Below are 22896 nucleotides of genomic sequence, written 5' to 3' on the forward strand. Positions count from 1 at the left end.
AGCGGGCACGCTCAAGGTCATGCGGCCGCGGGCGCGCAAGGCTGTGCGGCGGCGGGCGCGCAAGGCTGTGCGGCGGCGGGCGCGCAAGGCTGTGCGGCGGCGGGCGCGCAAACGGTGCGGCAGCGGCCGCGCTCGGCGGCCGCGAGGAGCCGGGTCCGGCTCAAGACCGCGAATGCTTGGCGATCCGGTCGGCGGCGATCTTCGCGGACAGGGTCACCATCGGCAGGCCGCCGCCCGGGTGCACCGAGCCGCCGACCAGGTAGAGTCCGCCGACCGGGCCGCGGTTGGGCGGCCGGAGCAGCCCGCCGGCCGTGCCGTAGATCGCACCGCCGGGCGCGGCCACCGCATCGGCCAGATCGGCCGGGGTGCGGGTCTCGGTGAACAGCAGGCGATCGCGCACGTCCAGGCCGCGACGGGCCAGAAGATCAAGGACATGCTTCGCGTACGCGTCGGCCAGCCCCGGACGCCGCCAGTCGACCGCCGACCGGGCGGTGCCGTGCCGGGGTGCGTTGACCAGCACGAACCACGCCTCGGTGCCGGGCGGGTGCACCGCCGGATCGGTGGCCCGGGTGACGAAGATGGTGGGGTCGCTCGCCGGGACGGCCCGGCGGTCGTGCGCGCCGAAGACGGCGTCGAACTCGGCGTCGTAGTAGCCGGGGAAGAAGACGTTGTGGTGGGCCAGTCCCGGGGTCTCGCCGCGCACGCCCAGCAGCAGGACGAAACCGGCGAGGCTGCGGTCGGTGAGCCGGGCCAGCCGCCTCGGGGTGGGCAGCAGATCGCGGTAGAGAGTGAGTGCATCCACATCGGACACCACGATGTCGGCAGGTGTCCGGCCGGCCGCCGAGCGCACCCCCGTGGCCCGGCCGCCGGAAGTCTCGATCTTCGTGATCGCCGAACTGGTGACGATCCGGACGCCCAGGTCGGTGCAGCGGTCCACCATCGCGGTGCCGATCGTGCCCAGGCCGCCGGGCAGGTACCAGCCGCCGAAGTGCAGCTCGGCGTACGGGATCGCGGCCAGCGCGGCCGGCGCCCGGCGCGGATCGGCGCCGGTGTACGTGGCGTACCGGTCCAGGAGCATGCGCAGCCGCGGGTCGCGCAGATAGCGCAGGCTCAGATGGCGCAGGCTGCGGCCCGGGGCGATCGCGGCCAGGTCGGTCAGCCGCCAGGAGAGCGCGGCCAGGGATGCGGGGGTGACCTCGCGGCGCAGCACCGACCGCCACGACGCCCGCCAGATCCGCTCGGCGCGATGCCAGAGGCGGTTCCAGTCGGCCGCCGCCCCGGTCCCGAACGCGCCGGCGATCCGCTCCAGGAAGACCTCGTGCTCGGCGGACGAGTCGAGAACCGTCCCGTCCGGGAAGAAGTGCCGGACGACCGGGTCGAGCGGCTGCAGCGCCGGCAGCCGCAGCCCGAGATCCGTGAAGACCTGCGGCAGCGTGAGCAGGCTCGGCCCGGTGTCGAAGCGGAACCCGTCCCGTTCGTACACGGCCAGCTTGCCGCCGACGGTCACGGCCCGCTCGTGCACCTCGACGTCGTGCCCGGCCGCACCCAGCCGGATCGCGGCGGCCAGCCCCCCGACCCCGGCGCCGATCACCACGACCCGGCTCATCCCGGTCTCCTTGATTGTCATACCGCGCGGCCTCGCCAGGTCAGGCGGCCCGCGCGGCGCAGGCGGAACGAGCGGGCCACGAGCCAGGTGAACAGGACGATCGAGACCGGGTGGGCGATGGCGGCCCAGGCCTTTCCGCCGGTCGCGGCGGCGGTGATGACCCGGCCGAGCACGCCCAGGAGATAGGCCGCCGACGCGACGAGTGCGGGAACGCCGAACCCCGTGACGGCGAGGACCAGTGCGGCGACGGGCGGAACGACGTACAGAAAAAGCAGCAGGACCACGACGCAGCCGGCCGCGACCGGTGAGCCGAAGCTCGCCCAGAGCGATTTGGTGTAGCCGTTGATCATTTCCGGCCAGGAGTCGTACATGCGGCAGGTGGCGGCGCCGGTGGCGTCGGCCAGCGCGATCCGGCCGCCGGAGCGTTTGACCTGGCGGGCCAGCGCGATGTCCTCGAGGATCTCGGTGCGCACGGCGGCGTGGCCGCCGGCCCGGCGGTAACTCTCGGCGTCGATCATCAGCCACTGGCCGCCGGCCGCCGCGAGCGACGGCCGCGGCGAGCGTTCCATCGCGCGGAGCGGCAGAAACGTCAGCCAGGACCACTGCAGGAGAGGCTGTAGGAGGCCGCTTCCGGCGCCGACGATCTTTGGGTACGGAGATAGCAGGTCGACGCCGATCCCGCGCATCAGCGCCGTGGCCTCGGCGATCGCGTGCGGTTCGAGAACGACGTCCGCATCCACAAAGGCCAGGATGTCAGCATTTTTCGTGACTTGGGCAAGCTGGTGGCAGGCGTGCGGTTTGCCGAGCCAGCCTTCGGGCAACTCCGCGCCCTTGATCAGCTGCACTCGGTCGCCGGCGATCGCCGTGACCACATCAGCGGTCCCGTCCGTCGAGCCGTCGTCGAGGACGTGGATAGCCAGCTCGGGGACGCCTCGCTGCGCCAGCAGGGCCTCGAGGCAGGGCCCCACCCGCCCGGCTTCGTCGCGAAGCGGAAGCAGAACGCTCACCCTGCTGTCGTCCCTCCGCTTGCCGGATATTTCGGATTGGTCGGGCCGGGGGAGGCGGCGAAGCAGGGTGGCGTTGACGGCTGTGTGGGCGGTCAGGGCCAGGCAGGGCAGGAGGGCCAGCCACGCCAGGGCCGGCGACGGGGTCATCGCGGGGCCTCGATCTCCGCGCCGGGGATCCGCGGCCCATGCTTTCGTGCCCTGATCATCTTTGCGGCCAAGGGGAGAGCTGCGGCGCCCATCAGAACGGCTCCCCAAGCCGCGGACGCGGGGAGGCCCAGGAAGACCGCGTGGGCGAGCACCGACGAAGCGTACGTCCAGAACCAGAGTGTGATGATCGGCGCGTCACCCACCGTGGGGGTGTTGACTGCCCGGCCGCCGGCGGCGGACAGGGCGAGCATCAGCAGCAGGGCGAAGCCCAGCCAGCCCAGATAGTTGCCGATCGGGATGCCGGGCACGCCGGGCAACGCGGGGGTGGGGGAGTGCCATCGCCAGTAACCCTCGGCGACCATCTGCGGGTCGAGGAAGAGGTCCCAGGCGGCCAGGCCGGCGGCCGCCACGACGATGCGAATTGTCGGGTTCCGCGTGAGCCGGGTCGCCGCCACCCAGGCCGGCCAGGCCATCCAGGTCCAGGCCAGCGGGATGATCAGGGGGACGTCGAGGAGCTTAGGTCCGAGTTCGCCGGAATAGTCGTAGGTGCCGAACGGGAAACCCGTCGCGACGCCGATCGCCTCCACCGCGAAACCGCCCACCGTGGCCGTGCCGATCAGGGCGGCGGCCGCGCGCGGGCCGCGGGTCAGCCCGGCGTGCGCGACCGACGTGGCGTAACCGAGCAGGACCGTGCTGACGGTCAGTGCGGCGCGGGTGCCGCCGCCGGTCAGCGGATAACAGATCTGGGCCAGGACCAGGGCGGCGAGCAGCGCCCACGGCAGGCGGGTGCGCATCGTCCGGTTACATGCCGACGATGCCGGGCGCGTCCTCGACGGGCCGGTCCACCAGCGGCAGCTCGCGGCCCAGGATCGCGAACGCGCGCTCGTCGCCGGGGAAGAGGAAGTCGCGCAGCACATCGACGAAACCGAACCGCCGGTACAGCCGCCAGGCCCGGGACTTCTGCTCGTCGGCCTCGGGAGTGGACAGCAGCACCGTCTTGCCGTCGGCCATGGCCAGGAGGGCGCGCAGCTGGCGGGCGCCGACGCCGTGGCCCTGCGCGGCCGGCCGGACGTGCAGCTCGACCACCTCGAAGCAATCGGACAGCCAGTGCTCGCGGTTCTGGTCGTCGAGGGCCGAGCGCACCTGGTCGTGCCACCACTGGCCGGGACCGGACGTGTAGCCGTAGCCGAAACCGGCGAGCCGGCCGTCGGTGGTGAGGGTGGCCACTGCCCGGAAACCGGGCCGGCGGACGTGGGCGCCGATGTAGCCGCGCCGCGTCTGCAGCAGCTCCTGGCGGTAGCCCATGGCCTCGCCGTAGACGGCGACCACGTCGTCCAGGCGGCGGAGCAGGTCGTCCGGCTGCCACGCAACGAGCCTCATACCTCAGTCTGCCCCTCTTCCAGCCAGCCCAGCACCGTGCGGTCACCGGTGATGCCGTCGACCGCGAACCGGGCGAACAACTCCTCGGCGTACCACCGGGTGGCCGGGGTGCGTGCGATCACCGCGCGGTGCTCCGGCTGACGGTACGCGAACCGGGTCAGGTCCGCCGCATCACGCCACAGGCTGACCGTGCCCTGCCAGCCGATCGGTGCCTCACCGATGCCGAACCGGGCCAGCAGGCCGGGCGCGCTGTGCAACTCCCGGACCACCGGCGGGACGGCCTGCCAGAAGGTCAGGGCCCGGCTGGGGCGCAGGCGCGCACGGGTGAGGGCGAGAACCATGCCGTCGTGCTTCCCGCCGGACGGGTCGCCGAACGGGGTGCGGCCCGACCAGGTGCCCCGGCTGGTCAGCGGGGTGAGGTCGACGGTTGCCTTGGCCGCGGCCAGCCGATCCCAGGCGGGCAGTTCCGTCCGGGCGGAGCTCACGATCAGGGCGGCCCACCGGGTCAGATCCGAGTCGCCGGGACCGAAGGTGTCGCCCGTACCCGTACCCAGGAATTTTGCGAATTGGACTTTGTCCGGTTTTTTCTGGGTGAGGGCGAGGGCCCGGCGCAGCAGGACCGCGCCGATCCTCCGCCTCGGCACCCGCCAGACGTGCAGGGTTACCGGCATGGGTGGTCAGGCCACCGCGGCGGGCGTGCCCGCGGTGACCCGGACCAACTCGGCGTAGGTGATCGGGAAGACCGCGCGGGGCACGCCGCCGGCCGCCCAGATCACGTCATATTGCTGCAGAGCCGTGTCGACCAGCGTGCGCACCGGCTTCGGGTGACCCAGCGGCGCGACCCCGCCGATCGGCTGGCCGGTGTGCTCGCGGACGAACTCCGGGGTGGCTCGGCGCACCTTGGTGATGCCGTGCTCGGCGGCCAGCTTGGCCGTGTCGACCCGGTGCGCGCCCGAGGTCAGGACCAGCAGCGGCGCGCCGTCCGCGTCGAAGATCAGCGAGTTGGCGATCTGGCCGACCTCGACGCCGAGGGCCGCGGCGGCCGCGGCGGCGGTGTGCACGGCCTCGTCCAGGACGATCACCTGGGTCTGGCCGACGCCCGCGGCGTCCAGGGCGTCCCGGACCGCGACGACGTTCGGGTGGTTCTCCATGTCGATCATTCTTTCCCGAGGTAGCCCCGGCCGAACACCCAGGGCGCGATGCCGTTGACGAAGTCGTGCGGGAAGCCGAGCTTGAAGTCGGTGGCCGCGGTCAGCGTGTCGACCTGCTCCGGGGTCAGCGTCACGTCGAGGGTGCCCAGGTTGTCGGTGAGCTGGTCGAGGGAGCGGGCGCCGATGATCGGGATGATCGACTTCGAGCGGGCGGTGGTCCAGGCGATCGCCACCTGCGACGGGGTGGCCCCGATCTCGTCGGCGACCTTCTGTACGGCGGCCGCGGCGGCGTGCTGGCGCTCGTCGATGTCGGCCGGATTGTGCCGGCCGGTCCCCGACTTGTCGGTGTATTTGCCGGAAAGGATGCCGCCGGCGAGGGGGCTCCAGGCGGTGACCGCGAGGCCGAGCGACTCGGCCATCGGCAGCAGTTCCCGCTCGATGTCGCGGTCGATCACGTTGTACGGCATCTGCAGGGCGGTGAACGGGGACCAGCCGCGCAGCTCGGCCAGGGTCTGGCCGCGGGCGATCACCCAGGCCGGCGCATCGGAGATGCCGACATAAAGAACTTTTCCCGAGCGTACGGCGTCGTCGAGCGCCCGCATCGTCTCCTCGATCGGAGTCGCCGAATCCCACACGTGCACCCAGTAGATGTCGAGGTAGTCGGTGCGCAGCCGGCGCAGGCTGGTCTCCAGTGAGGCGCGCAGGTTCTTCCGGGCGTTGCCGCCGGCGTTCGGATCGTTCGCGTCGCGGGTCGCGGTGTACTTGCTGGACAGCACGAACGACTCGCGCCGGCCGGCCAGCAGGTCGCCGAGAATCTCCTCGCTCTGCCCGTTCCGGTAGTTGATCGCGGTGTCGACGGTGTTGCCGCCCGCCTCGGCGTACGCGTCGAGGATGCGGCGGCACTCCTCCGGCGGCGCGCCGACGCCGCCCTGCTCGCCGAAGGTCATCGCGCCGAGGATCAGCTCCGACACGCGCAGCCCGCTCGGGCCGAGGGTCCGGTATCTCATCCGGCGATTAAATACCCACGGCGGCGGCGCTGGCGTCCCATAATTTCGCCGCGGCGGCCGGGTCGGCGGCGTAGGAGGCCGGTTTCTTCACCTCGTGCCCGACGTAGTAGCCGCCGTCGACCAGATCGGGCGTGGTGGCGAGCCACACCAGCAGGGCGCCGGCCTTCTCCGGAGTCACCAGGAACGGCGCGAACCGGTAGAACAGCCGGGTCAGGGTGCCGTCGCCGAAGTTGGTGCGCACCACGCCCGGGTGGAACGACACGCTGGTGATGTCCGGCCAGCGGCGGGCCGCCTCCGACGCGAAGAGGATGTTCGCGGCCTTGGCGCCGCCGTAGGCACGGAAGCCCTGGCCACTGGTGAAGTCGTCGGGATTCGGCTGTCCGGAACGGTGCGCGTCCGAGGCGGTGTTGACGATCCGGCCGCCGGCCAGGCGCTCACGCAGCAGGTTGGTCAGCAGGAACGGGCCCAGGTGGTTGCCCTGGACGGTGGCCTCGTAACCATCCACCGTCTTTCGATACTGCGCGATCATGCCGCCCGCGTTGTTGGCCAGCACGTCGATCTTCGGGTACGTGTCGAGCAGGTGCGCGGCCAGCTCGCGGACCTCGGTCAGCGACTCGAAATCGGCGCGGAACTGCCCCGGCTCCCGCCCATTCCCGGCCTGCCGTACCTTCGCGACGGCGGCGGCCAGCCGCTCGGGGTTGCGGCCGACGACGACCACCCGGTCGCCCTGCGCGGCCAGTTGCTCGGCGGCGGCCAGGCCGACCCCGGAACTGGCGCCCGTGATGACTACGGTCCGATCCATTGGTGCATCCTGGCATCTTCATCCACGATCGGGGAGCGATGAGTACCGAGATCAACGTGCCGGCTGTGGTCGAGAGTCCGGCGCACCCGCACGTTCCCCAGCACACGGTGAGTCGCTGGCTGCTCGCCCACCGGGTGCAGCCGGTCGGCCCGGAGTCCGCCCAGACCGACCACGAGCAGCCCTGGTGGAAGGTCATGTGCCTGACCGGGGTCGACTACTTCTCCACGCTGTCCTATCTGCCGGCCATCGCGGCGCTCGCCGCCGGTGCCCTCTCGCCGCTCGCGACGCTGCTGATCGTGGCGCTGACCCTGTTCGGGATGCTGCCGATGTACCGGCGGGTCGCCAAGGAGAGCCCGCACGGCCAGGGCTCGGTGGCGATGCTCGAGCATCTGCTGCCGTTCTGGCGGGGCAAGCTGTTCGTGCTGGTCCTGCTCGGTTTCGTGTGCACCTCGTGGATCATCACGATCACGCTGTCGGCGGCCGACGCCACCGTGCACATGTCCGAGAACCCGTACTTTCCGAGTTTCTTCCACGGTCATGCCGTACTCATCACCGTGGTCCTGCTGTTGATCCTCGGTTTTGTCTTTCTGCTCGGTTTCAGCGAGGCCGTCGGGGTCGCGATCCCGCTGGTCGCGATCTTCCTGCTGCTCAACGCGGTGATCACGGTGGTCGGCCTGGTCGACGTCTTCACCACGCCGGGTGCCTTCTCGTCCTGGACTTCCTCGCTGACCTCGTCCGGCAATCCTTTCGGACCGTCCATCCTGGCCTTCCCGGCGCTGGTCCTCGGCCTGTCCGGCTTCGAGACCGGGGTCAGCATGATGCCGCTGATCAGGGCGTCCTCGCCGCAACAGCGGATCGTCAATACCCGCAAACTGCTCACCACCGCCGCGCTGATCATGAGCGTCTACCTGATCGCGACGTCGTTCATCACCACCGTTCTCATCCCGAAAAACGAGTTCGAACCGGGCGGCGCGGCGAACGGCCGGGCGCTCGCCTACCTCGCCCACGAGAAGCTCGGCGAGGTCTTCGGCACCGCCTACGACATCAGCAGCATCCTGATCCTCTGGTTCGCGGGCGCCTCCGCGATGGCCGGCCTGATCAACATCGTGCCCCGCTACCTGCCCGGTTACGGCATGGCGCCGGAGTGGGGCCGGGCCGTCCGGCCGGTCGTGCTGGTCTACACCGCGATCAGCGTCGGCATCACGATCGCCTTCGGCGCCGACGTCAACGCGCAGGCCGGCGCCTATGCCACCGGCATTCTGGCGATGATGGTCTCCGGCGCGGTCGCGGTCACCATCTCGGCCGCGCGGGCCGGACAGCGGCGGGCCGCCGCCGGCTTCGCGATTCTCACCCTGATCCTGCTGTACGCCCTGGGCGACAACATCATCGAGAAGCCGGACGGGATCGCGATCTCGGCGGTGTTCGTGGCCGGGATCATCGTGGTCTCGCTGATCTCCCGGGTCAGCCGCACCACCGAGCTGCGGGCCGAGCGGATCGAGTTCGACGAGGCCGCCCGGCAGTACATCGCCGACTCCATCACCAACGACGGCGAGCTGGACATCGTCGCCAACCGGCGGGAGCACGGCACCTCGGCGGAGTACGCCTACAAGGAGGACGAGCAGCGCCGGATGAACCCGGTGCCCGGCCGCAACGACATCCTCTTCCTCGAGGTCGAGGTGGCCGATCCGTCCGGGTTCAGCGGGGTGCTCGAGGTGCACGGCGCCGAGGTGGCCGGCCACCGGGTGCTGCGGGTGAAGAGCCCGGCCGCACCGAACGCGATCGCGGCGGTCCTGCTCGCCCTGCGCGACGCCACCGGCGTCCGGCCGCACTGCTATTTCGCCTGGGCCGAGGGAAGCCCGCTGGTCCACCTGTTCCGCTACCTGCTGCTCGGCCGCGGCGACACCGCCCCGGTGGTGCGCGAGATCATCCGCAAGACCGAGCCCGACATCGAGCGTCGCCCGGTCATCCACGTCGGCGGAGTCTAGAAATTCTCTGACTCAGGTCAGAGAATTTCCCCATGGACCAGATCGAGCTCGTACGCGACTTCAACCGCTTCTACACCCGGCGGCTCGGCGTCCTCGACGATCGCTACCTGGGTCTCGACCGGCCGTGGAGCGAGTCCCGGTTGCTGTTCGAGATCGGTGCCGCGGCCGACCTGCGTGACCTGCGGGAACGGCTCGGGCTCGACTCCGGCTACCTCAGCCGGATGCTGCGGTCCCTGCAGGAGCAGGGCCTGGTCGTGGTGCGGCCGCACCCGTCCGACGGCCGGGTGCGGGTGGCCGAGCTGACCCCGGCCGGTGTGCGGGCCCGGGCCGACCTGGACGCGCGGGCCCGGGAGAGCGTGGGGGAGCTGCTCGGGCAGCTGACCGCCGCGCAGCGGGACCGGCTGGTCGCGGCCCAGGACCAGGTCCGCCGGCTGCTGCGGATGGCCTCCGTCGTGGTCGAGGCGGTGCCGGACGACGCGCCTGCGGCGCGGGAATGCCTGCGTCGATACGCCGCCGAGCTCGCTGCCCGCTTTCCGGAGGGGTACGACGAGAGCGCGCTGATCCGTCCCGGTGAACTGGCCCGGTCCGGCGGCGAGTTCCTGGTGGCGTTCGAGGACCGCACGGCCGTCGGCTGCGGTGCCTGGCAGGTGCTGGAGCGGCGCGCTCACGTCGCCGAGATCCGGCACCTGTGGATCGGCCCGGAGTGCCGGGGGCTCGGGCTCGGGCGCCGGCTGCTGTCCCGGCTCGAACACGGTGCCGCCGAGCAGGGGATCCGGGTTCTCCGGCTGGGCACGCACTCGTCGCTGCCGGAGGCCGCGGCGCTGTACCGGAGCAGCGGCTACCGGGAGATCCCGCCGTACGGCGATTCGCCGTACAACCAGCTCACCTTCGAGAAGTCGGTCGGCCCGCGCTGAGGGTTGCGTTTTTGTCGTACAGGCGTGCTAGCCTTCTTCTTGGTTAGAACGGATGTTCGAAAGCATTCGAACTAGCTCCGGAAGCGGTGTTTCGCGGCACGGCTTCCGGGTGCGGCACCCGCGAAGTGCCGCACGTGAGGTTCCGGGCATTCGCGGGTCCGGTCCCCTCAAGACAAGGCAGGACCGCCGTCCGCTGCCCCCCGACCCCCGGGTGGCGGGCGGCGGGCCCGCCGGTCAGGTCCGGCCGGGTGTGGTGTGGGGAAGCTTCACGCCCGGCCGGCTCGGCGGCACCACCACCGCTGCGCCTTCCTCCGCAGCTGATCGGTTCGACCCCGACACGTCGGATGCGACACACGCGAGGAGAGACGACCTATGGCGAGCAACACGGCGCCGGGCCTCATGCAGGTTCCCGGCTTGGCGCACGCGCCGACCGCGGCCATCCAGACGGAGGCCCCCACGGTCCCGGCGCACATGCTGCCGCACCGCACCCCGTCCCAGCTGCTGGTGATAGCCCGGCAGGGCCTGACCGAGGCGGCGCACACCCGCCCCGACGGCCTCCGCTACGCCGCGGCCCACCTCGCCGCGCTCCGGGCCGCCGCCGCGATCCTCGCGGCCCGCGCCCGCCCCGCCGCACCCACCCGTCGCCGCCCGGTGACCAGCGTCTGGTCCCTGCTGGTCCTGGTGGCCCCCGAGTTCGGCGAGTGGGCGAGCTATTTCGCCCTCGGCGCCACCAAGCGGGCCGCGGCCGAGGCCGGCATCCCCCGGGTGGTGAGTCCCCGGGAGGCCGACGACCTGCTCCGGGCCGCCGAGCAGTTCGTGACGGTGGTCGAGAGCTCCCTGGGCTTGAGCTACCAGCCACCGCTCGCCGCTGCCTGACCCGCCCGATCGCGGGCCAGAAACACTGTGACACGGAGCGGGGCAACGATGGCGGGACGCATGATCAACGGTGCGGCCGCCCTCGCCGAGCTGATCCGCACGGCGGAGGAGACCGATGAGCCGGGCGTGCACCGGGTCCTGCCGGTGGCACCCGAGCTGAGCGGTCTGCTGCCCGGCCGTGGGCTGCGCCGGGGCAGCACGGTCGCGGTGGCCACCGGGCGGGCGGCACCCGCCGGCGGCGGCACGTCACTGATGCTCGCGCTGCTGGCCGAGGCGTCCCGGGCCGGCTCCTGGTGTGCCGTGGTCGGAGTGCCGGCCCTGGGCGCGCTCGCCGCCCAGGAGAGCGGCATCGTCCTGGAACGGCTCGCCCTCGTGCCCAACCCCGGTCCCGACTGGCCCACCGTGGTGGCCGCGCTGATCGACGGCGTCGACGTGGTGGTCACCGCGGTGCCCGGCCCGGTCGCGGCCACGGTGTCCGGCCGCCTGGCCGCCCGGGCCCGGCAGCGGGGCAGCGTGCTCGTGCCGTTCGGCCGGTGGGACGGCGCCGACGTGACGCTGCGGGTCACCGAGGGCCGCTGGGAAGGACTGTCCGCCGGCCGGGGCCGGCTGCGCCGCCGCGAGGTGACGATCCTGGCCCGGGGCCGCGGCGCCGCCAGCCGCCCCAAGGAGATAACCATGTGGATGCCGGGCGTCACCCGCAAGGCCGCTCGCTGTCTGCGGGTGTTCCGTGGATGAGGTGCGGACCCTGCTGGTGTGGTGCCCGGACTGGCCGGTGACCGCGGCCGACATCGTCGACGGGGTGGACGCGGCCGGCCCGGTGGCCGTCCTGCGGGAAAACCGGGTGGTCGCCTGTTCCGAGGCGGCCCGGCAGGACGGCGTACGCCGTGGTCTGCGGCGCCGGGAAGCGCAGAGCCGGTGCCCGCGACTGGTGGTCGTCGACCACGACCCCGGGCGGGACGCCCGGGCCTTCGAGGCCGTCGTCGCCGCGGTCGAGGAGGTTGCGGTCGGGGTCGAGGTGATCCGGCCGGGAGCGCTCGCGCTCGCCGCCCGCGGTCCGGCCCGCTATTTCGGCGGGGAGGAGGCCGCGGCCGAGCGGATCGTCGAGCAGATCGCCGAGACCTGCGCGGTGGAGAGCCAGGTCGGGATCGCCGACGGGGTGTTCGCGGCCGGTCTCGCGGCCCGCGACGGCCGGGTGCTCGGCCCGGGCGAGACCGTGGCGTTCCTGGCCGGCCGGCCGATCGCCGCGCTGGACCGGCCCGAGCTGGTCGACCTGCTCAAACGGCTCGGCGTCAAGACGCTGGGCGACTTCGCGGCGCTGCCCGCCGGGGACGTGCTGACCCGGTTCGGCTTCGACGGGGCCCTCGCCCACCGGCTCGCGAGCGGCCGCGACCACCGCCCCTTGGCCGTGCGCCGGCCGCCACCCGACCTGGACGTCGCCGACACCTACGACGAACCGCTGGACCGGGTCGACGTGGCCGCGTTCGCCGGTAAAGCGCTGGCCGAGCGCCTGCACGACCGGCTCGCCGCGCACGGCCTGGCCTGCACCCGGCTCGGCATCGAGGCGGTCACCGCCGACGGCCAGGAGCTGCACCGGGTGTGGCGGCACGACGGCACGCTGACCGCGGCCGCCATCGCCGAACGGGTCCGCTGGCAACTCGACGGCTGGCTCACCGGCGCCCGGCGCGGCGCGCCCGCCCGTCCCACCGCCGGTCTGGTGCGGCTGCGCCTGATCCCCGACGGCGTCCTGGTCCATCTAGGACTCCAGCCGGGCCTGTGGGGCGACGCCGGCGCCGACCGCGAGCGAGCCCACCGCGCCTTCAGCCGGGTGCAGGGCCTGCTCGGCCCCGAAGCCCTGGTGACGCCGGTGCCCACCGGCGGCCGCTCGGCCGACGACCAGATCCGCCTGGTCCCCTGGGGCGACGAGCGCGACCCCCACCGCCCCACGGCCCCGCACACCGACCCCATCCCCGACCTGATCACCGTCCCCTTGCAGGCCCACGCCGAGGCCGAGGTCATTGAGCTGCCGTTCCGCAGATCAGCCCCGCCCGCGGAGAGGGAAGCCCTGGCCACGATCTCCCACCTGCCCGCGCCCAAGGGCGACGACGGCCCGGCGCCGGCCCGGCGGCTCGCGCTGGTGCCACCCGTCGGCCAGGCACCCGAGCACCCCGCGCCCGTGGCCGCGCTCACGCCCGCGCCTGCGCACCCCGCGTCGGTTCAGGCCGCGGTGCACCCCGCGTCGGTTCAGGCCGCGGTGCACCCTGCGCCGGGTCAGGCCGCGGCGGGCTCAGCTGCCGGAGGGGTCACGGTGATCGCCGTGCCGCCGGGTCCGCGTAAGGGCGGTGGGCGGCGGGCCGCCGATCCCGCCGCCGGCCTGCCGCCGTGGCCGGGGCGGCTGCCGAAACCCTCACCCGCGGTGGTGCCGCTCCGCCCGCTGGCCGCGGTGGTGATCGACGACCGCGGTACGCCGGTGGGGGTCAGCGCGCGCCTCGAACTGACCGGCGAACCGGCGGCTCTGATGGTGGAGCGGGGCAGCCCGATCGAGATCAGCGGATGGGCCGGCCCGTGGCCGATCGACGAACGCTGGTGGGCGGCCGGCGAGAGCCGCCGCCGGGCGCGGTTCCAGGTGGCGCTGACCGACGGGCGGGCGCTGCTGCTGGCCCTGACCGGCGGCCACTGGGCGGTGGAGGCCATCTATGACTGAGCGAGGCCGCCATGGGCTTCCATAACCCGCGGATGCCCTGGTCCGAGCTGGAGGAGGCGCTCACCGGACGGCCGGTGAAACCGCCGCCGCCCGAGGAGGGGGTCCGGCGGATCGGGGAGGAGAAACCGCAGCCGTTCGCCGTGGACCCGCTCGCGGTGGACGCGGACGGCGGGGATTCGCCGGTCTGGAGCCGGAAACGGCAGCCCTATCAGGCGCCGGCGCTGGTGCCGGGCACCGAGACCACCGTCCCCTACGCCGAACTGCACTGTCACACCAACTTCAGCTTTCTCGACGGGGCCAGCCACCCGGAGGAACTCGCCGAGGAGGCGGCCCGGCTCGGACTCACCGGACTCGCCGTCACCGACCACGACGGGTTCTACGGAGTGGTCCGGTTCTCCGAGGCGGCGGGCAAGCTGAAACTGCCGACGATCTTCGGGGCGGAGCTCTCCCTCGGCCTGACCGGACCGCAGAACGGCGAGCCCGATCCGGAGGGCCGGCATCTGCTGGTGCTGGCCCGGGACGCCGCGGGTTACGCCGCGCTGGGCCGGACCATCGGCGAAGGGCAGCTCGCCGGGGGTGAGAAGGGCAAACCGGACTACGGCTCGGTGGAGAAGATCGCCGAGGAGCTGCGCGGGCATGTGCTGGTGCTGACCGGCTGCCGCAAGGGGATCGTCCCGGAGGCGCTGGCCACCGGCGGGATCGACCGGGCGGCCGGAGAGCTCGACCGGCTGGCCGAACTCTTCGGGGCCGGCAACGTGGTGGTCGAGCTGACCGACCACGGCAACCCCGACGACGGTGACCGCAACGACGTGCTCTACGAGCTGGCCCGCAGCCGCCGGCTGGGCGCCGTCGCCACCAACAACGTGCACTACGCGGTCCCGGCCCGGCGCCGGCTCGCCACCACGCTCGCCGCGGTCCGGGCCCGTCGCAGCCTCGACGAGATCGACGGCTGGCTGCCCGCGGCCGGCACCGCCCACCTGCGCAGCGGCGCCGAGATGGCCCGCCGGTTCGCCGCCTACCCGGGCGTGGTCGAGCACGCCGCCGAGCTGGGTGCCGCGCTCGCCTTCGACCTGCAGCTGGTCGCGCCGCAGCTGCCGGCCTTCCCGATCCCGGAGGCCGGGCACACCGAGATGAGCTGGTTGCGCGAGCTGACCATGCGCGGTGCCCGGGAGCGTTACGGGCTGCCGGAGGAGATGCCGGAGGTCTACGAGAAGCTCGAATACGAGCTGCGGATGATCGAGGAACTCGATTTCCCTGGCTATTTCCTGATCGTGTACGACATCGCCAGGTTCTGCCGGGAGAAGGACATCTACTGCCAGGGGCGCGGATCGGCGGCGAACTCGGCGGTCTGCTTCGCGCTGTACATCACCAATGTGGACGCTTTCGAGTACGACCTGGTCTTCGAACGGTTCCTGGCGCCGGAACGGGACGGACCGCCGGACATCGACGTGGACATCGAGTCGGACCGGCGCGAGGAGGTCATCCAGTACGTCTACGAGAAACACGGCCGCCGGCACACCGCGCAGGTCGCCAACGTCATCTCCTACCGCCCCCGCTCGGCGGTGCGGGACGTCGCCAAGGCGTTCGGTTTCTCGCCGGGCCAGCAGGACGCCTGGAGCAAGCAGATCGACCGCTGGGGCAGTGTCGCCACGGTCGACGTCGAGGACATCCCCGAGCAGGTCGTGACGTACGCGAACGAGTTGCAGACGTTCCCGCGCCACCTCGGCATCCACTCCGGCGGCATGGTGATCTGCGACCGGCCGGTGAGCGAGGTGTGCCCGGTCGAGTGGGGCCGGATGCCGGGCCGCACGGTGCTGCAGTGGGACAAGGACGACTGCGCCGCGATCAACCTGGTCAAGTTCGACCTGCTGGGCCTGGGCATGCTGTCGGCGCTGCACTACGCGTTCGACATGATCGAGTCCAAGCTGGACTTCACCAGCATCCGGCCGTCCGACAAGCACGTCTACGCGATGTTGTGCGAGGCCGACTCGGTCGGCGTGTTCCAGGTGGAGAGCCGAGCCCAGATGGCGACGCTGCCCCGGCTCAAGCCGCAGGTCTTCTACGACCTGGTCGTCGAGGTGGCGCTGATCCGGCCGGGACCGATCCAGGGCGGCTCGGTGCACCCCTACATCCGGCGCAAGAACGGCCTGGAGAAGTGGGAGATGCCGCACCCGACGATGGCGCGGGCCCTGGAGAAGACCCTGGGCGTGCCGCTCTTCCAGGAGCAGCTCATGCAGCTCGCGATGGACTCGGCCGGATTCACCGCGGTGGAGGCCGACAAACTGCGCCGGGCGATGGGCTCGAAACGTTCGGTGCGGCGGATGGAGGAGATGCGCGAGCGGCTCTACCAGGGGATGGCGGAACGGGGCATCAGCGGGGAACTGGCCGACGACCTGTACGTGAAGCTGTGCGCGTTCGCGAACTACGGCTTCCCGGAGAGCCACGCGATCAGCTTCGCCTACCTGGTCTACGTGAGCGCCTGGCTCAAGCGTTACCACCCGGCCGCGTTCTGCGCGGCGCTGCTCAACGCGCAGCCGATGGGCTTCTACTCGCCGCAGTCGCTGGTCGACGACGCCCGGCGGCACGGGGTGGAGGTGCGCCGGCCGGACATCAACCTCAGTGACGCCGCCGCCACGCTGGAGTGGACCCCGCAGAGCAAGAAGAAAGCCGGTGAGGACGAGCCCCGGCACGCGTGGGGGCTGGGTGGGCCGGCGGTCCGGCAGGGGCTCGGCAGCATCCGGACGGTGGGGAAGGAGCTGGCCGAGGCGATCGAGGCGGAGCGGCGGGCGCACGGGCCGTACCGGAATATGGCTGATCTTTCCCGGCGTACCGGATGTCAGACCTCGCACCTCGAAGCCCTCGCCACCGCTGATGCCTTCGCCGGGTTCGGGCTTTCGCGCCGGGAGGCGCTCTGGGCGGCCGGCGCGGCCGCGCAGGACCGGCCGGATCGGCTGCCGGAGACGGTGACCGGGACCGACGCGCCGATGTTGCCCGGGATGAGCGAGGTGGATCGGCTGGTCGCGGACGTGTGGGCTACCGGGCTGTCGCCGGAGGCGCATCCCGCGCAGTTCCTGCGGGCGGAGTTCGAGCGGGTCGGTGCGTTGCGGATCTCGCAGCTGGCGGCGGTCGAGGCGGGCACCCGGATCCGGGTGGGCGGGATCGTCACGCATCGGCAGCGGCCGGCCACCGCGGGCGGGGTGACGTTCGTGAACCTGGAGGACGAGAGCGGGATGTTGAACGTGACCTGTTCGCCGGGGCTGTGGCAGCGGTACAGGCGGGTGGCGCGGACCAGTTCGGCGCTGATCGTGCGGGGGCGCCTGGAGAAGGCCGAGGGGGTGCTCAACCTGGTCGCGGATCGGCTCGACGCGGCCACGCCGCCGGTCACCCCGGCATCCCGCGACTTCCGGTGAGCTATTCTCCCGCTTTGCACCATTAACGGCGTACGCCAAAAAAGCGGGGGAATAGCACATGTTCACCACCATCGTGGGTCTTGCGGCGTCAGCCGCGCTCGTCGCCGGCGGAGCGGCGGCGCCGGGGCCGCGGGATCACGCCGGCTATGCGAGCTCGAATCTGACGCTCAGTTACCGGGCGGACGCCGGGTTCGCCGCCGCGGTCAAACTCAAGTGCGACCCGGTCGGCGGCGGCCATCCGCACGCCGACCTGGCCTGCGCCGAACTTGCCGAGGTCGGCGGCGAGGTGGACCGGATCGTGCCGGCCAAGAAGATGTGCATCCTGATCTACGCGCCGGTCGTCGCGGAGATCGCCGGCGACTGGCGCGGCACCACCGTCACGTGGAGTCACAAGTTCGGCAACATCTGCGAGATGCGCCGGGCCACCGCCGACCTCTTCGACTTCCAGGCCGGCGGTCGAAACGGGTAACCGGTGGCAAGGGCCGATACGCTGCCGGGGTGGAAACCGCATCGACGCGTACGGCCCGCCCGCTCGTCAACGCCCGCACCGCCGCCGTCTGGGCGGTGCTGCGCAAGGAGCTCGAGCGGCACGAGGGACGTGAGCTGACCGTCCTCGACGTCGGCGGCGGCACCGGTGGCTTCGCCGTGCCGCTCGCCCAGTCCGGACACACCGTCACCGTCGTCGACGCGAGTCCGGACGCGCTCGCCGCTCTCACCCGGCGGGCCGCCGACGCCGGCGTGGCCGCGCGCATCCGGGCCGTGCAGGGCGACGGCGACGCGCTCGCCGGCCTGGTCGAACCGGGCAGCGTCGACCTGATCCTCTGCCACGCGGTGCTCGAGGTGGTCGACCAGCCGGCCGACGTGGTCGCCGCGATCACCGCGGCCCTGCGGCCCGGCGGCGCGGTCAGTGTGCTGGTGGCCGGCCGCGCCGCGGCCGTCCTCGGGCGGGCCATCAACGGGCATCTGCGGTCGGCGTCCGCGCTGGTCAACGACCCGGAGGGGCACGCCGGCGCGCGCGACACGCTGCGCCGCCGCTACGACGCGGAAACCGCGGCGGCTCTCCTGCGCTCGGCGGGGCTCGAGGTGGAGGAGACCCATGGCGTACGCGTTCTGGCCGATCTCCTGCCGGCCGCGGTCGTCGAGGAGGACCCGCAGGCGCTGCTCGAACTCGAACTGGCCCTGTCCGCGCGGCCGCCGTTTCGGGACATCGCCTCCCAACTGCACCTCTTCGCGCGCCGCCGCTCGTGATCCCCGACCACCTGCCGAAGTCGGCGTTCGAGACGGTGCGGCCCGCCTACGGGTCGGGCAGTCTCGCCGACGTGATGCCCAGCGTCGGCTCGGTGCTGGGGGTTCCCGGCATGGCCGACACCCTCGGGCTCGCGGCGTCGCTGGACGGGGTGGAACGGGTCGCGGTGCTGCTGGTGGACGGCCTCGGGGCCTATCAACTGCCGACCGCCGCGCCGTACTCTCCGGTCCTCACCGACCTCGCGGCCGGCTCCCGCACCCTGACCGCCGGTTTTCCGTCGACCACCCCGGTCAGCCTGGTCACCCTCGGGACGGGGTCGCTGCCCGGGGCGCACGGCGTGCTCGGCTTCACCGTGAAGCAGCCCGACGGGTCGATCCTCAACCACATCCAGTGGGACACCAAACCCGATCCGCGCAGCTGGCAGCCGGTGCCGACGGCCTTCGAGCGGGCGGTCGCGGCCGGTCTGCCGGTCACGGTGGTCAGCCGCCCGGAGTACGCCGGTAGCGGGCTCAGCGTCTCGGCGAACCGGGGCGCGGCGTACGTGGCTGCCTCGAACTCCGACGAACTCGCCGAGGGCATGCTCGCCGCGCTGTCGGCGGGCCGGGGGCTGGTCTACGGCTACCACCCCGACGTCGACAAGGCCGGCCACGAGAACGGCGTCGACTCACCCCAGTGGCGGATGGCCGTCACCGGGGTGAACACCCTGCTCGACCGCCTGGTGCACGGGCTGCCGCCGCGGTCGGCGCTGCTGGTGGTGGCCGATCACGGGCAACTGAACGTGCCGCTGGCCGGTCGGTTCGATATGGCCGAGATGCCGGAACTCGCGGCCGGCGTGGTCGCGGTGGCCGGCGAGCCGCGGGTCCGCTATCTCTATCCGGCCGCCGGCGCGCGGGACGACGTGCTCGCCACCTGGCGGAGTGTCCTCGGTTCGGCCGCTCACGTGCTGACCAGGGCGGAAGCGATCGCCGAGGGCTGGTACGGTCCGGTGCCCGCCGACCATCTGGACCGGATCGGCGAGATCGTCGTGGTCTGCCGGGACCGCACGGTGGTGCTGGCGAGCGACCGAGAACCGCTGACCGTGGGCCGCCTGATCGCCTACCACGGCTCGCTGACCGCGGCCGAGATGACGATCCCGCTACTGATCGCCCGCTGACCTCCGACTTTTGTCAGAGGGTCCGGCTAGGGTCCCTGACGTGGGACGTAGTCAGGTGGTGCCCCGGGGGCGCGACCCGCGGTTCGGTCCGGAGGCCGACGACGCGGGTTGCACGATCCTGCACGTCGACATGGATGCGTTCTTCGCGTCGGTGGCCGTCCGCTCGCACCCCGAGCTGCGCGGCAAACCGGTCGTCGTGGGCGGGGTCGGGCCGCGCGGCGTGGTCAGCTCGGCCAGCTATGAGGCCCGCCGGTTCGGGGTGCGCAGCGCGATGCCCACCGCCCGGGCCCGGGCGCTGTGCCCGCAGGCGATCTTCCTGCCGGTCGAGGGCCCGGCCATCGCGGCCGCCTCCGAGGCGGTGATGGCGATCTTCCGCGACGTGACGCCGCTGGTCGAGCCGCTCTCGTCCGACGAGGCCTTCCTCGACGTCGCGGGCGCGCAGCGGCTGCTCGGGCGGCCCGCCGAGATCGCCCGCCAGATCCGCGCGCGGATGTTCGCCGAGCAGCAGCTCACCTGCTCGGTGGGGGTCGCGCCGACCAAGTTCGTGGCCAAGCTCGGTTCCACCCGGGCCAAGCCCGACGGCATGCTGGTGGTGCCGGCCGGCCTGGTGCTCGACTTCCTGCACCCGCTGCCGGTCGACGCGCTCTGGGGCGTGGGGGAGCGGGCCGCCGAGACGCTGCGCCGGCTCGGCCTGACCACCGTGGGCGAGCTGGCCCAGGCACCGATGGGCATGTTGCGCCGGGCCGTCGGCGAGGCCGCCGCCGCCCACCTGCACGAGCTGTCCTGGGGGCGCGACCCGCGCCGGGTCACCCCGGAGCACGTGGAGAAATCGATCGGCGCCGAGATGACCTTCGACGTCGACGTGGCCGACCCGCAGGTGATCCGGCGCAGCCTGCTCGCCCTCGCCGAGAAGGTGGGTGCGCGGGTGCGGGCGGCCGGTCAGGTGGGCCGCACCGTGTCGATCAAGGTGCGGCTGGCCGACTTCCGGACGGTCAACCGATCCCGCACGGTGCCGACGAGCACCGATGTGGCACGTGAGATCTTCGAGATCTCCTGGGGATTGTTCGAAGCGCTCGGCGCGAGTGATCACATCCGGCTGATCGGCGTCCGGGTCGAGGGCCTGTCCGCCGCGGCCACCACATCGCGGCAGCTCAGCCTCGGTGAACCGGAGCGCGGTTGGCGCGAGGCGGAGGCCGCGGCCGACGCCGTGGCGGCCCGGTTCGGCGGCGCAAGAGTCGGTCCAGCCAGTCTTTTGGGACGAACCGATCTTCGCCGGGCCGAAAATCACCCGCAGCGGACGGTCGTCCCGCTTTCCGAGCCGCCCACCCCCTCGTAGACTTGCTCGGTAAGGCAGCCGACGGCTGTCCCGCGCCACCTACCTGTTTCACCCCGGCCCCGCCCTTGGGACCGGCTGAGTTTCATCAACGATGCGCCCGGGGAGGAATGCCGTGCCGCTCTCGGAGCACGAGCAGCGGCTGTTCGATCAGATCGAGCGGTCGCTTGCCGAGGACCCCAAGTTCGCCTCGGCTGTGCGGGCCAACGACCCGCGTTTCCACGCACGACGCCGGATCCTCGTCGCCGCCTTCATGATCATCATTGGTCTCGCCCTTCTCGTCTTCGGCACCGCGAGCAGCAACGCCTTGCTCGCCGTCGGCGGTTTCGTGGTGATGCTGGGCTCGGCCGCCTTCGCGATGCAGTCCCGTCGCAAGGTCAACGCCCCCGACCTGCACGCGGTCGGCGGCACGGCCACACGCCGCACGCGGCAGACCCGCAAGGCAGGATTCATCGATCGGCTCGAAGACCGGTGGCGTCAGCGCCCGGAGGGGCACCGCTGACACCGGCGCGCTCGACGACCTGAGCGCGCAAACTGAACAACGCTGGCGCCCTCCGGGGCGCCCGCGACCGGCAGATGGCGGCCTCCGGCCGCCATCGCCGTTTCTCGATGCGCCGTGCGCTCAGTGCGCCGGCGCTTTTCCGCACCCACCGCCAGCCCAGAGCCACCGCCGACCCGGACCCGGTCGCCGAGCCATCCTTCGGGCCGGTGCCAGTCCGGCCCAAAGCCGGCGCCGACCTGGGCCCGGTCGCGGAGCCTTCGTTCGGGCTGGTGCCGACCTGGCACTAGCCCGACCCGGAGCGAGCGCCGGCCCGGATCGGTCGCGGAGCCTTCTCCCAGGCTGGTGCCGACCCGGCTCCAGCCGCCCGGAGCGGGCCTCAATTCGGACGCGGCGTCAAACCGGACCAGACGCGGTGTATGCGGACGGGCCGCTGGCCGCCGTCCTGCTGGCGGCAATCCGTGGCCGGTGCCGACTCGGCGCCGGCGCCGGCCCAGGCCGAGCGTCGATCCGGACCCCGCGTCGATCCGGAAGCCAGACCGTCGGTTTCGGTGTCAACCGGTCTCAGAGCGCGGGCCACGCGTGCAGAACCTCGCCGTGGCGGATGCCGCCGGACTCGGCGATGTGGGCGAGCCAGGCCGCGCACTCCGGGATCGTGGCGATCTGGGCGGCGGACTCCTCGGCCTCGGCGCGGCTGCGCCAGATCAGCACGTCGACCCAGGTGCCGTCGTCCTCGCGGGTCAGATAGGCCGCCAGGCAGGCCGGGAATCGTTCGCGCAGCGCGGCCAGCATCGCCGGCCGGTCGGCGACCAGTTTTTCTTCGGCGCCGTCGCGCACGGTGAAACGGGCGAACTCCACGATTGTCGTCACGCGGGGGAGACTAGACGCCGCCTACGACAAATTTCGGGGGGTCGAGCGTTGATCGAGGTGCGCTATACGAAGTGGGGCGGCAAACGGCACTGGCGGTTCGCGGCCGAGCCGCTGGGCAGCGACGAGTTCGGCTGGTGGTACGGCTGCCCGGCCGGCACGTCGATGCGCCGCGGCTTCGAGGAACCGGTCGTCGTGGACTACGACTTCATCGTGCTGGTGCCCGAGCGAGGCCGGTGGGTCGCCTCCTGGAACGGCCCGGCGCACCGGCACGTCGCCGTCTACGTGGATGTGACCGACGACCCGGTCCGCGCGAACGGTCTGGTCGAAGCGGTCGACCTCGACCTCGACGTGATCCGCCTGCGCGACGGCAGCGTCGAACTGCTGGACGAGGACGAGTTCGAGGAACACCAGCGGCTCTACGGCTACCCGGCCGAGGTGATCACCCAGGCCCGGCACACCGCCGACGATCTCATCGCGATGATCACGCACCGGCACGAGCCGTTCGGCGAGGTAGGCGACGCCTGGCTGACCGCCTTCACCACAGGCCGCTGAAGGCAGCCGACGAGCGCGAGGCTCCGGCCCCGGGCGGTGCTGGCGGCGGGGTGATGCAGCGCGGCGGGCGGTGCAGGCCGCGGGCGGTGCTGGCGGCGGGGTGATGCAGCGCGGCGGGCGGTGCAGGCCCGCGGGCGGTGCAGGCCGCGGGAGACGCAGGCCGCGGGAGACGCAGGCCGCGGGAGACGTGGAAACGCCGCCCCGATGTAGCCGGGGCGGCGTTTCCGCGTCCTGTCGTGGGTCGGTGCAGCCCTGAT

22 protein-coding genes are annotated in these 22896 nt (G+C 72.4%); 13 read left to right on the forward strand and 9 right to left on the reverse strand.

The window, feature by feature from the left end:
* Positions 1 to 160: 160 nt before the first annotated feature.
* The 8 genes from Ato02nite_RS31530 to Ato02nite_RS31565 are packed head-to-tail and all read right to left on the reverse strand — an operon-like array spanning position 161 to position 7100.
* On the reverse strand, positions 161 to 1606 hold the full coding sequence (locus Ato02nite_RS31530; protein ID WP_213010307.1) for a phytoene desaturase family protein: 1446 nt from the start codon (positions 1604 to 1606) through the stop codon (positions 161 to 163).
* Between the two features lie 17 nt (positions 1607 to 1623).
* Positions 1624 to 2760, reverse strand: a complete 1137-nt coding sequence (locus tag Ato02nite_RS31535) for a glycosyltransferase family 2 protein (RefSeq protein ID WP_213010308.1) — start codon at positions 2758 to 2760, stop codon at positions 1624 to 1626.
* A complete protein-coding gene (locus Ato02nite_RS31540) occupies positions 2757 to 3554 on the reverse strand; it encodes a carotenoid biosynthesis protein (protein ID WP_213010309.1) in 798 nt (265 codons plus the stop codon). Before Ato02nite_RS31540 ends, Ato02nite_RS31535 begins: the two co-directional genes overlap by 4 nt.
* A gap of 7 nt (positions 3555 to 3561) precedes the next feature.
* Positions 3562 to 4140 carry a GNAT family N-acetyltransferase gene (locus tag Ato02nite_RS31545; protein ID WP_213010310.1) on the reverse strand — a complete coding sequence of 193 codons (579 nt, stop codon included), beginning with the start codon at positions 4138 to 4140 and terminating at the stop codon, positions 3562 to 3564.
* Positions 4137 to 4811 carry a monooxygenase gene (locus tag Ato02nite_RS31550; RefSeq protein ID WP_213010311.1) on the reverse strand — a complete coding sequence of 225 codons (675 nt, stop codon included), beginning with the start codon at positions 4809 to 4811 and terminating at the stop codon, positions 4137 to 4139. The genes Ato02nite_RS31545 and Ato02nite_RS31550 overlap by 4 nt, the downstream gene beginning before the upstream one ends.
* Positions 4812 to 4817: 6 nt before the next feature.
* Positions 4818 to 5291 carry a YbaK/EbsC family protein gene (locus Ato02nite_RS31555; protein WP_213010312.1) on the reverse strand — a complete coding sequence of 158 codons (474 nt, stop codon included), beginning with the start codon at positions 5289 to 5291 and terminating at the stop codon, positions 4818 to 4820.
* A gap of 5 nt (positions 5292 to 5296) precedes the next feature.
* On the reverse strand, positions 5297 to 6298 hold the full coding sequence (locus tag Ato02nite_RS31560) for an aldo/keto reductase (RefSeq protein WP_213010313.1): 1002 nt from the start codon (positions 6296 to 6298) through the stop codon (positions 5297 to 5299).
* A gap of 7 nt (positions 6299 to 6305) precedes the next feature.
* Entirely contained in the window at positions 6306 to 7100 is a 795-nt protein-coding gene (locus Ato02nite_RS31565; RefSeq protein ID WP_213010314.1) for an SDR family NAD(P)-dependent oxidoreductase, read from the reverse strand.
* A 38-nt stretch (positions 7101 to 7138) separates the two neighbouring features.
* Here Ato02nite_RS31565 and Ato02nite_RS31570 point away from each other — a divergent pair, with 38 nt between their 5' ends.
* From Ato02nite_RS31570 to Ato02nite_RS31625, 12 genes are all read left to right on the forward strand, one after another.
* A complete protein-coding gene (locus Ato02nite_RS31570; protein WP_213010315.1) occupies positions 7139 to 9085 on the forward strand; it encodes an APC family permease in 1947 nt (648 codons plus the stop codon).
* A gap of 32 nt (positions 9086 to 9117) precedes the next feature.
* On the forward strand, positions 9118 to 9999 hold the full coding sequence (locus tag Ato02nite_RS31575) for a bifunctional helix-turn-helix transcriptional regulator/GNAT family N-acetyltransferase (protein WP_213010316.1): 882 nt from the start codon (positions 9118 to 9120) through the stop codon (positions 9997 to 9999).
* Positions 10000 to 10398: 399 nt separating this feature from the next.
* Positions 10399 to 10875: an SAV_6107 family HEPN domain-containing protein gene (locus Ato02nite_RS31580; protein ID WP_246607646.1), complete on the forward strand. Its 477-nt coding sequence runs from the start codon at positions 10399 to 10401 to the stop codon at positions 10873 to 10875.
* 48 nt (positions 10876 to 10923) lie between these two features.
* Positions 10924 to 11610 carry a DnaE2-dependent mutagenesis accessory factor ImuA' gene (imuA', locus tag Ato02nite_RS31585; RefSeq protein WP_213010318.1) on the forward strand — a complete coding sequence of 229 codons (687 nt, stop codon included), beginning with the start codon at positions 10924 to 10926 and terminating at the stop codon, positions 11608 to 11610.
* Positions 11603 to 13576: a Y-family DNA polymerase gene (locus tag Ato02nite_RS31590; RefSeq protein ID WP_213010319.1), complete on the forward strand. Its 1974-nt coding sequence runs from the start codon at positions 11603 to 11605 to the stop codon at positions 13574 to 13576. The genes imuA' and Ato02nite_RS31590 overlap by 8 nt, the downstream gene beginning before the upstream one ends.
* Positions 13577 to 13587: 11 nt before the next feature.
* Positions 13588 to 16986 carry an error-prone DNA polymerase gene (locus Ato02nite_RS31595; RefSeq protein ID WP_213010320.1) on the forward strand — a complete coding sequence of 1133 codons (3399 nt, stop codon included), beginning with the start codon at positions 13588 to 13590 and terminating at the stop codon, positions 16984 to 16986.
* 58 nt (positions 16987 to 17044) lie between these two features.
* Complete coding sequence (locus tag Ato02nite_RS31600) at positions 17045 to 17455, forward strand: SSI family serine proteinase inhibitor (RefSeq protein WP_213010321.1); 411 nt, start codon at positions 17045 to 17047, stop codon at positions 17453 to 17455.
* A 29-nt stretch (positions 17456 to 17484) separates the two neighbouring features.
* Positions 17485 to 18234, forward strand: a complete 750-nt coding sequence (locus Ato02nite_RS31605; protein ID WP_213010322.1) for a methyltransferase domain-containing protein — start codon at positions 17485 to 17487, stop codon at positions 18232 to 18234.
* The gene (locus tag Ato02nite_RS31610) at positions 18231 to 19385 is read left to right on the forward strand and encodes an alkaline phosphatase family protein (protein ID WP_246607637.1); all 1155 of its coding nucleotides are present in this window, start codon (positions 18231 to 18233) and stop codon (positions 19383 to 19385) included. Before Ato02nite_RS31605 ends, Ato02nite_RS31610 begins: the two co-directional genes overlap by 4 nt.
* A gap of 40 nt (positions 19386 to 19425) precedes the next feature.
* A complete protein-coding gene (gene dinB, locus Ato02nite_RS31615; RefSeq protein WP_213010323.1) occupies positions 19426 to 20721 on the forward strand; it encodes a DNA polymerase IV in 1296 nt (431 codons plus the stop codon).
* 112 nt (positions 20722 to 20833) lie between these two features.
* Complete coding sequence (locus Ato02nite_RS31620) at positions 20834 to 21220, forward strand: SCO2097 family morphological protein (RefSeq protein WP_213010324.1); 387 nt, start codon at positions 20834 to 20836, stop codon at positions 21218 to 21220.
* A 107-nt stretch (positions 21221 to 21327) separates the two neighbouring features.
* Entirely contained in the window at positions 21328 to 21507 is a 180-nt protein-coding gene (locus Ato02nite_RS31625) for a hypothetical protein (RefSeq protein ID WP_213010325.1), read from the forward strand.
* Between the two features lie 274 nt (positions 21508 to 21781).
* Here the strand turns inward: Ato02nite_RS31625 and Ato02nite_RS31630 are convergent, their stop codons facing one another.
* Positions 21782 to 22087, reverse strand: a complete 306-nt coding sequence (locus tag Ato02nite_RS31630) for an antibiotic biosynthesis monooxygenase (protein ID WP_213010344.1) — start codon at positions 22085 to 22087, stop codon at positions 21782 to 21784.
* Positions 22088 to 22144: 57 nt separating this feature from the next.
* Between Ato02nite_RS31630 and Ato02nite_RS31635 the strand changes: the two genes are divergently transcribed.
* On the forward strand, positions 22145 to 22639 hold the full coding sequence (locus tag Ato02nite_RS31635) for a ribonuclease FAU-1 family protein (protein ID WP_246607639.1): 495 nt from the start codon (positions 22145 to 22147) through the stop codon (positions 22637 to 22639).
* Positions 22640 to 22896 lie beyond the last annotated feature (257 nt).

The sequence above is a fragment of the Paractinoplanes toevensis genome (assembly GCF_018332695.1).
Lineage (GTDB): Bacteria > Actinomycetota > Actinomycetes > Mycobacteriales > Micromonosporaceae > Actinoplanes > Actinoplanes toevensis.